The sequence below is a fragment of the Candidatus Burkholderia verschuerenii genome, from assembly GCF_001189365.1.
Lineage (GTDB): Bacteria > Pseudomonadota > Gammaproteobacteria > Burkholderiales > Burkholderiaceae > Caballeronia > Caballeronia verschuerenii.
Map to the genome: position 1 here is coordinate 1 of NZ_LFJJ01000235.1, position 8,258 is coordinate 8,258.

At 63.4% G+C, this 8,258-nt stretch carries 7 protein-coding genes and 1 pseudogene; 3 read left to right on the forward strand and 5 right to left on the reverse strand.

The window, feature by feature from the left end; all coding sequences use genetic code 11:
• The coding region (locus BVER_RS26000) for a hypothetical protein (protein WP_157056227.1) at positions 1-180 on the reverse strand (180 nt) is incomplete at its 3' end.
• 150 nt (positions 181-330) lie between these two features.
• Between BVER_RS26000 and BVER_RS26005 the strand changes: the two genes are divergently transcribed.
• Entirely contained in the window at positions 331-603 is a 273-nt protein-coding gene (locus tag BVER_RS26005) for a hypothetical protein (protein WP_198155380.1), read from the forward strand.
• A gap of 80 nt (positions 604-683) precedes the next feature.
• On the opposite strand, the pseudogene katE reads toward BVER_RS26005, so the two are convergent.
• The 4 genes and pseudogenes from katE to BVER_RS26025 form a co-directional block, all read right to left on the reverse strand.
• A pseudogene (gene katE, locus BVER_RS26010) lies at positions 684-2,798 on the reverse strand (catalase HPII).
• A gap of 111 nt (positions 2,799-2,909) precedes the next feature.
• Entirely contained in the window at positions 2,910-4,535 is a 1,626-nt protein-coding gene (locus tag BVER_RS26015) for a S10 family peptidase (RefSeq protein ID WP_232316797.1), read from the reverse strand.
• Positions 4,536-4,688: 153 nt separating this feature from the next.
• A complete protein-coding gene (locus tag BVER_RS26020; RefSeq protein WP_050455718.1) occupies positions 4,689-6,275 on the reverse strand; it encodes a S53 family peptidase in 1,587 nt (528 codons plus the stop codon).
• 217 nt (positions 6,276-6,492) lie between these two features.
• A complete protein-coding gene (locus BVER_RS26025) occupies positions 6,493-6,903 on the reverse strand; it encodes a GFA family protein (RefSeq protein ID WP_050455719.1) in 411 nt (136 codons plus the stop codon).
• Positions 6,904-7,015: 112 nt separating this feature from the next.
• On the opposite strand from BVER_RS26025, the gene BVER_RS34580 reads away from it, so the two are divergent.
• A complete protein-coding gene (locus BVER_RS34580) occupies positions 7,016-7,540 on the forward strand; it encodes a hypothetical protein (RefSeq protein WP_232316794.1) in 525 nt (174 codons plus the stop codon).
• A gap of 22 nt (positions 7,541-7,562) precedes the next feature.
• Positions 7,563-8,201: a hypothetical protein gene (locus tag BVER_RS34585; RefSeq protein WP_232316795.1), complete on the forward strand. Its 639-nt coding sequence runs from the start codon at positions 7,563-7,565 to the stop codon at positions 8,199-8,201.
• Positions 8,202-8,258: the final 57 nt, after the last annotated feature.

The window sequence follows — 8,258 nt, forward strand, 5'->3', positions numbered from 1 at the left end:
GGTCATCGCCCAGCCCGCCAATGCCAGCAGCAGCGCGCCGCCGAGCAACGCGCCGACGAGATCGGGATACGCGACGGGCGTGAGCATCGGATACGCCGATTGCAAGGCTGCCGGATCGTCTTGCGCCTCGACATACGCCAGCCGATGCGTCGGCGCGCGCGATGCCGCGAGCGAGCGCACGACGGCGCGCCGGATCGGTAAATAGGATGGCTGAGTATCAGCGACGCGCCCGCGTCCGCGCCGGTCGCGCCCGTGGCCATGTCGATCTCGCCGCGTTCGAGCGCGGAGATCATGTCCGCGCGCGTGCGAAAGAAACGCCACTTGGTTGCGATGCCGAGTTTGGCGACCGCATCGGCAGAAATGCCGTGCGGCGTGCCGGACGCGTCGACATCGCGATTCGCGTTCCACGCCATGTCGAGCGGCGGCATCATGCCGGGCACCGCGCCGATCACGAGCGCGTCGGCGGCATGCGACGGCTGCACCGCGCACGCGATCGCGACGCACGCGAGCCATCGGCGCAGCGGACGTGCATCGGGCGAAGCGAACCAGCGACGACGCGTGAAGATGAACAAAGCCGCACCCTCAAAAGAGCGGTGCGGCTAGTTTCTCAAAAATTATCGTAGGCGAGAATCACCAGCGCGCGACATGAACGCGCCGTTGATTGCACGCGATGAAACGAAGCATCAGGCCGGCACGGATTCCGCCTTCTGCGCCCGCGACCACACGCGATGCTGGCTCATCGTTTCGATGAAGCTCTTCATCACCTTGTCGACGTCACTGCCGACGCACACGCCATCGTCGCCGCTCGGCAGATGCGCGGCCGCGAGCACGTCTTCGCCATCGCCGATCGCGCCGAGCGCCTTCAGGTGCTTGTACGCTTCGAGCACGAAATGACGCGCATCGCCGGATTCGGAGAGCAGCTTCGCGCTCGCCGCGCCGCCCGCGACGATCACGCCATCGAACATGATCGACGGCATGCCGAGAATGGTCGCATCCGGCTCGATGCCAGGCGCCGGTTCGGCGAGCGTCGGCGAGATGACCTTCGCGTGCGCGCCCTCGGCGGCGAGCGCGTCCTTGATCGCCTTGATGGTCGCGGCGTCCGCGCCCTTGGCGGCGAGAATCGCCACCTTGCGCGTCTTGATCCCCGGCACGGTCTTGGCAACGATCGACAACGCGGGCGATTCCGTCACCGACGACTTGCCGAGTTCGGCGGCATCGGCGTTCTTCTTCGGCGCGGGCATGCCGATGTTTTCCGCGACGCGCGCGGCCAGCGTTTCATCGATATTGGCGAGAATGCCGAGCTGACGTTCGCGGATATTCTTGCGCTCCACCTTGCTCAACTCGAATGAATAACCGCCTACGATGTGATCCTGCTCCGGCTCCGTCATGCTGTTCCAGAACAGCGTCGCCTGCGAGTAATGATCCTGAAACGACGGACTGCGCACTCGAATCTTCGAACCTTCCACGCGCTCCGTGTAGGTTTCGAAGCCGCCGCCCGCGGCCGCCGGCGCGGTTTCCTTCGGCCAACCGCCATCGATGGAATTCGGCTCGTAGGAAGCCTGACCCTTGTCGATGGTCTGCCGATGCATGGCATCGCGCTGGCCGTTATGCAAGGGCGCGAGCGGCCGGTTGATCGGAATCTCGTGGAAGTTCGGGCCGCCGAGACGGCTGATCTGCGTATCCGTGTACGAGAACAGACGGCCTTGCAGCAGCGGATCGTTCGTGAAATCCAGACCCGGCACGATATGCCTCGGACAGAACGCGACCTGCTCCGTTTCCGCGAAGAAATTGTCCGGATTGCGGTTCAGCGTGAGCTTGCCGATCATCTTCAGCGGCACGAGTTCTTCGGGGATGATCTTGGTCGGATCGAGCAGATCGAAGTCGAAGTTATGTTCGTCCTCTTCCTCGACGATCTGCACGCCGAGCTCCCACTCCGGATAATCGCCGTTGTCGATTGATTCCCACAGATCGCGCCGATGGAAGTCCGCGTCCTTGCCCGCGAGCTTCTGCGCTTCGTCCCACAACAGCGATGCCGAACCGATCGTCGGCCGCCAGTGGAACTTCACGAAGCGGCCTTTGCCTTCCGCGTTGACGAAGCGGAAGGTACGGATGCCGAAGCCTTCCATCGTGCGCAGACTCTTCGGGATCGCGCGATCGGACATGGTCCACAGCACCATATGCGCCGATTCCGGCACGAGCGACACGAAGTCCCAGAAGGTATCGTGCGCCGACGCGCCTTGCGGAATCTCGTTGTGCGGCTCCGGCTTCACGGCATGCACGAAGTCCGGAAACTTGATCGCGTCCTGAATGAAGAAGACCGGCATGTTGTTGCCGACCATATCGAAATTGCCTTCTTCGGTATAGAACTTCACGGCGAAGCCGCGCACGGTATCGGCCGAGCCACGCGAGCCTTGCACGGTCGAGAAGCGCACGTAGACCGGCGTTTCCTTCGACGGATCTTGCAGGAACGCGGCCTTGGTCAATTCGGCCTGCGATTAGTACACCTTGAACACGCCATGCGCCGCCGCGCCGCGCGCGTGGACGATCCGTTCCGGAATGCGCTCGTAATCGAAGTGCGTGATTTTTTCACGCATGATGAAGTCTTCGAGCAGCGACGGACCGCGCGTGCCGGCGCGCAGCGAGTTCTGGTTATCGGAGATTTTGACGCCGTGATTGGTCGTCAGGGCCTGATTGCTTGCATCGGTGCGGAAGGTTTCAAGTGCTTCGACTTTCGCGTTGGTATTGCTGTGCGACGGCGTGCGAGCGACGCCGCCGGCGGGTTGCTTCTTCGTCGGCATTGCGGGGACTCCTTGGTTGAACGGCTACGAGGTTTTCATAGCTGTCCGCAATCGACGTACCCGCGACGATTTATCCGGGCGGTTCCTTCGATGAAAGAACCGCCCTCGCTCTTAAGGTTTGCTCTGCGGCGACAAGGCCTTTTCCTGCGTCGTCTTCTGCAGCGCGATGATGCGCGTCATCGCGGCATGGTTCGACGTCGCTTCCTCGTACATCTTCGCGAGATCGGCCTTGAGCGCCGTGCGCGACGCGCCATCCAGATACACCATATGCCCGGACGGATAAAACGTCGCCGACAGATTCTGCCGCACGGTCTTGTCGATCAGCGGCATCTGCTGGAGATCGAGGATCGTCTGATAAAACGGCGTGAAGAAATCGTACATGCCGTTCGCCGATAACACCTTTAGATCGACATTGAGCGCCATCACGGCGGCAAGGTCGCCCGCTGTGTACAGAATGACGTTGCCCTTCGAATCGACGCCGACCTGCTTGCCGGTCGGATCGGTATGTTTGAAGTCCCAGTTCTTGAAGGCCTGATCGTTCAGATCGGTAAAGGACGAGGTGGACGTGAACTTCAACTGCTCGTTCAGATAGCTGTTCCACATCGCCGTGTAGACGCCGCTGACCGCCGTCATGGTCGGATCGTTGCCGCCGGAATTCGGGTCGATCTTGCCCGCGATGCCGCTCGAAATGCCGGTCACGCGGCCATCGTATTCGCCGAGCGCTTCGCCTTTCGACTTGAGCAGCGTCGTGAGAAAGAGCGAGTTGCCGCGGCTGTCGTAGGCGGCGATATCGAGACTCCACGCGATCAGCGTCGCCTTGTCGATGCCCGTATATTCCGAGAGCTTTTCGACCACTTCGTCATCCGTCTGCGGAAACTTGCGCAGCGCGTTCAGATAATCCGTGCGCGCATATTCCGCGACTTCCTCCGCGAAATTCACGAGATTCGTCGGCGTCGGATGCACGCCGAGCTTCTTGTGATACCACGCGTCCGCCGCCGCAGTGGGCAGCGCGCCGACAGGATTGCCCGCCTGCCGGTAATCGAGAATCGACGATTGCAGCGTCACGCCGTTCAGGTCGATGCCGTCCTCGTGCAGCTTGTACGCCAGCACGCAACTGCGCGCCGTGCCGTACGATTCGCCGAACAGGAACTTGGGCGAATTCCAGCGATTGTTCTTTGTCAGATAGCGCTTGACGAACTGCGCGATGGAACCCGCGTCCTCGTCCACGCCCCAGAAATCGCGGTTCTTGTTTGGCGCGATCGCCGCCGAATAACCGGTGCCGACCGGATTCACGAAGATCAGATCGCTCTTGTCGAGCAGGCTGTCCGGGTTGTCCTCCATCTGATACGGCGCGGACGGCGTGAAGCTCGGCATCGCAGTCTTGATGCGGCGCGGTGCGAACGAGCCCAGCAGCACGAATACCGACGACGATCCCGGCCCGCCGTTATAGAAGAACGTCAGCGGCCGCGTTTCCTCCTTCGCGCCGTCCTTGGTGAAGGCGGCGTAGAACATTTTCGCGGCGGGTTTCGAGCTGCTCGGATCGACCGTCACCAGATGACCGACCGTCGCCGTGTAGGCGATCTTCTCGCCGCCCACCGTCACGCTGTGATGCGTGATCGCCGCGTTTTCGTCGGCCTGCGTGGCGTCGACGGCATCGTCGGGGCCGTTGCCGTAGGGCGTCGCGTCGAAGTATGGCTGGTCCTTCTTGCCCGATGGCTTCGCGGGGACGCTGGCCATCGCCGCCTGCGCCGCGCTGGCGGCGTTCGGCGCGGTGGTGGCATCCGCCAGCGGGTTGTTCGAGGTCAGTGGATCGGAGTTCATCGCGCTGTTCATCCTTCTCGCTCCAGAATCGTCGTCGTGGTCGTTTTTGATGTCGCTACGTCGTTGCTGCTAACTCTTCTTCTTGGCGCTCGGCTTGAGCGTGGCGGCCACTTTCGCGCCGTTCGGACTGCCGAGACCCGTGCAGGCGTCCCAGCCCTTCGCGGCCGCGAAACTGCCGTTGTTGCCTTCGGTGATGTCGTTGCACGCGCTCTTCGCCTTGTACAGCTTGGGATTGACGAAGCCCGACGGCGCGCCGCCGATCGCGTTGATGCGCGCGATCAGCGCGGCCCACAAGGGCGCGACCGCGCTGGTGCCGCCGACCACCGTCTGCTGGCCGTCGATCAGCACTTCGTAGCCGGTTTGCGGCGAGGCGTCGCCAGCGACATCGGGCACGCCGCGCTTGGCGAGCGCCGTTTTCTGCCCGCCCGTGCCGGTGACCGACAAACCGTTCTGCCACACGGGCAGATCGAACAGGCCGGAGACGCCGCCGCCGCCCGCGCCGCCCTGATCGCCATCGTTCCAGACCACTTCCTGGCCGATGCCCTGTCCCGACGCCGTCAGATTGGTGCCGCCGCAGCCGAGCACGAACGGGCTGGAGGCGGGGAAATCGACGTGATCCGCGCCATCGCCGACACCATCCGACGAGCCGCTGTCGCCCGATGCCGCGCACACCGTCACGCCAAGCGCGGCGGCGCTTTGCAGCACGTCGTTGAAGGCGCTGACGGATTGCTGCGTCCAGTTGGATTCCGGCCCGCCCCAGCTGATCGATACGACCGACGGCTTGTGCGTCGTGTCGTGGATCGCGCGATTGACGGCGTCGATAAAGCCCGCGTCGCTGTTCGGCGCGAAATAGACGGCGAGCGTCGCGCCCGGCGCCACCGCGCCCGCGATCTCGATATCCAGCGTCACTTCGCCGTCCGGGCCATTCGGATTGCCGGACGGCGCATTCTTGCCGTTGTCGACGCCGATCGACACGACCTTCGGCGCTTTCACGCCGATCTTCGAGAAATACGCCGACAGATCGCTGGTCTGATAGCCACCGCCCAGTTCGATGATCGCGATGCACTGGCCCGCGCCGTCGCTATCGGGGAAGTCGTAGAGTTTGGCCAGATCGAGCGGCGTGAAGGACGGCTGCGTCGCGCCGCGCGCCGGCTTGAACGGCGGCCGGAAGCGGAAATGCGGCCGCGCCTGCGGACGGCTGTCCAGCCCGAGCACCGCCGTGACCGCGCCGTGGATATCGTCGGGCACGCTGACCGGGCCGCTGCGCCCGCGATATTCGCCGATATTGTGATGCTGGAAGCGTTCGAGCTTGACGTCGAACGCCTTCTGGAACTGCTCGATGGTGCCTTTAAGCACGACGCTGCGCGTATTGGCCTCGGCGCGCACGACGGAAAGACCGTAGTGCTTCGCAAACGCCTTGATCTTGTTAACGTCTTCTTCAGACGCGCCGAAGCGCTTGTCGAATTCCTCGCGCGAGACGGGCTCGCCGGGCGCATCGCCGGATTCGACCTTCGTCATCAGTTGACGGAAACCCGCTTCGTCCTTGCGGCGCAACATGACGACGACTTCGGTCTGCTCGGCCATGTCGCACTGGCCGATGCATTTCGATCCTTCGAGATGCTGCTTGTCGCTGCCGCTTACCGGTTGCTTCGCCATAAATCGATGCTCCTAAGCCATGAAGTTCAGAGGTTCTCGATCCTGCAAGCCATTCGCGTTCGGCGCGCACGCTAACATTTTCGCATTGGTTTTAGCGCGAGGCACGCCGATCATCGTATTTTCTGCACGCGAATGCAATTGCTCGGACCCGCAGCAACAGAATGCGGTTGCGGCGGGACAAATCTTGTCCCGGTTTCGGCGGCTTGGCGAAGCGGCGTCAGGCGGTGCGTTCCTCTTCGTACTCGGGCCGCGCGCCGTACTGCAGCCACGGCTCGCGATGCTTGCACCAGAGTTCGTAATCCGGCTCGAAGAGGCCGGTTTCGTCGAATGCGCCGAGCGGCAGGTCCAGTTCCGGGCGCGACACGAACTCCATGTACGCAACCGATCCGCACACAGGGCAGAAGTGCCGCCGGCCTTCGTCGGAACTGCGCCAGGTCGCGAGCGTGCCGCTCATCTCGACCTGATCGCGCCGATAGATGGCGTACGCGCCGAACGCCGAGCCGTGCACCCGGCGGCACGTCTCGCAATGACACATGCCGACGCGGATCGGCTTGCCCATTGCGCGGAAACGGAATGCGCCGCACGCGCAGCCGCCTTCGTGAACTGCTTCGATACTGTGGATCGTCATCGGCTCGCCTCCGCCCTGTTTCGCCCTTCGAAAAATCAGACCAGCGCAAAGGGCAGGCCCGCGTCTTGTTACTTTTGCTACGATAAACCGTCACGACTCGGAGATGGCACTGATGAGCATATCGAGCACCACGGGCACGCCGAACGGCGCGAGCACGCCTTCTCTGCTGAAACTCCTGCCCGGCGCGGGCTCCGACTTCGGGCCGGCCGCGTCCGAACTGGTCACTCACGTGCTGTCGCACGAGCGCTACGACGCTTCCGCCGATACCCACGCACCGCGCGAAACCTTCCGCGGTGTCAGCGTCGACGACGCCATGTCCGACGAATATATCTTCCCGCTCAGGCGGACGGGGCAGTCCATCGTGTTGTCGGGTTATCGGATCGCGGCGGGATTCATCGCCGAACGCGCGGCCGACGAATGGCTCGAACTCGCGCATCGGGCGCGCGCCGCTCGCGGTGAATCGCCCGATGCGCAAGGCAACGAGCCGCTCGCGCCCGATCCCGAGGAAGCCGACCAGTTGCTCGACCGCGCGATGGAATGCGCGCAACGCATCCTCGATCCGGTGGCGAGCGAGCCGCTCGTCTCGCTGTTCGAAACGCACTATCGCGGCGGGCGCGAGTTTCTGCGTCTCGAATAGGGAAGGTCTGCCGGAAGATCTGGTGCCCGCATCGCGGCGTCCGCTGGTGGCGCTGGCGGCCAACGACGGCGGGCCGCGTCGCGAGAAGCGCGACTACGATCCCTACGGCCTCGAAGGCACGGACGATTACGACGTCGACCGGCCGCTCGCGTATCGCGAGAAGATCGGGCCGTTTCTATTCACGATGGTCTATCGCCACGAATATCCGCAAGTCGACGACGAGCGTTTGGGCACCGCGTTCGCCGTGTTCCACGAGGCGAGCAGCGATATCGTCGCGGCGGCCGTCGAACTCAAGCTGGTGAAGGTGCCGCCGCTCACCAGCAGCGCCGATCTGGTCTATACGCTCTACACCTATTCCGGCGACATGCTGTCGCTCGCGCTCGCCGCTACCGAAGCGCTCGGCCCGGAAAAGCTTTGCGAGGTGTTCAACGCGCATCGGGTGATCTATCGGCATGTGGGAAGTGCGCAAGCCTTGGCGCGGCGAAGGTCTGGGCGTCGCGCTGCTGCATCAGGCGCTGGAACGTCTGCCCGTCGATGTCGATGGCCGGCCCAACGCGCTGTGCGTCGCGCCCGAGCCGTATCAGACGGAGATGAAGTAGTCTGGCCTGCAAAATTGAATTTGCCGGAATGGACCCGACGACGCAGTCTGGTGCAGACGTAAACGCACATCTCAGCCAGGTCTGCAGCGCACGAGTAGAGGTTGAGGCATGACGTTGAG

Bases quoted from the DNA above. Each gene is read 5' to 3' on its own strand.
- BVER_RS26005 (WP_198155380.1), top strand. From the start codon at position 331: ATGCCGAGTTTGGCGACCGCATCGGCAGAAATGCCGTGCGGCGTGCCG.
- BVER_RS26020 (WP_050455718.1), bottom strand. From the start codon at position 6,275: ATGGCGAAGCAACCGGTAAGCGGCAGCGACAAGCAGCATCTCGAAGGA.
- BVER_RS34580 (WP_232316794.1), top strand. From the start codon at position 7,016: ATGAGCATATCGAGCACCACGGGCACGCCGAACGGCGCGAGCACGCCT.
- BVER_RS26015 (WP_232316797.1), bottom strand. From the start codon at position 4,535: ATGGCCAGCGTCCCCGCGAAGCCATCGGGCAAGAAGGACCAGCCATAC.
- BVER_RS26025 (WP_050455719.1), bottom strand. From the start codon at position 6,903: ATGACGATCCACAGTATCGAAGCAGTTCACGAAGGCGGCTGCGCGTGC.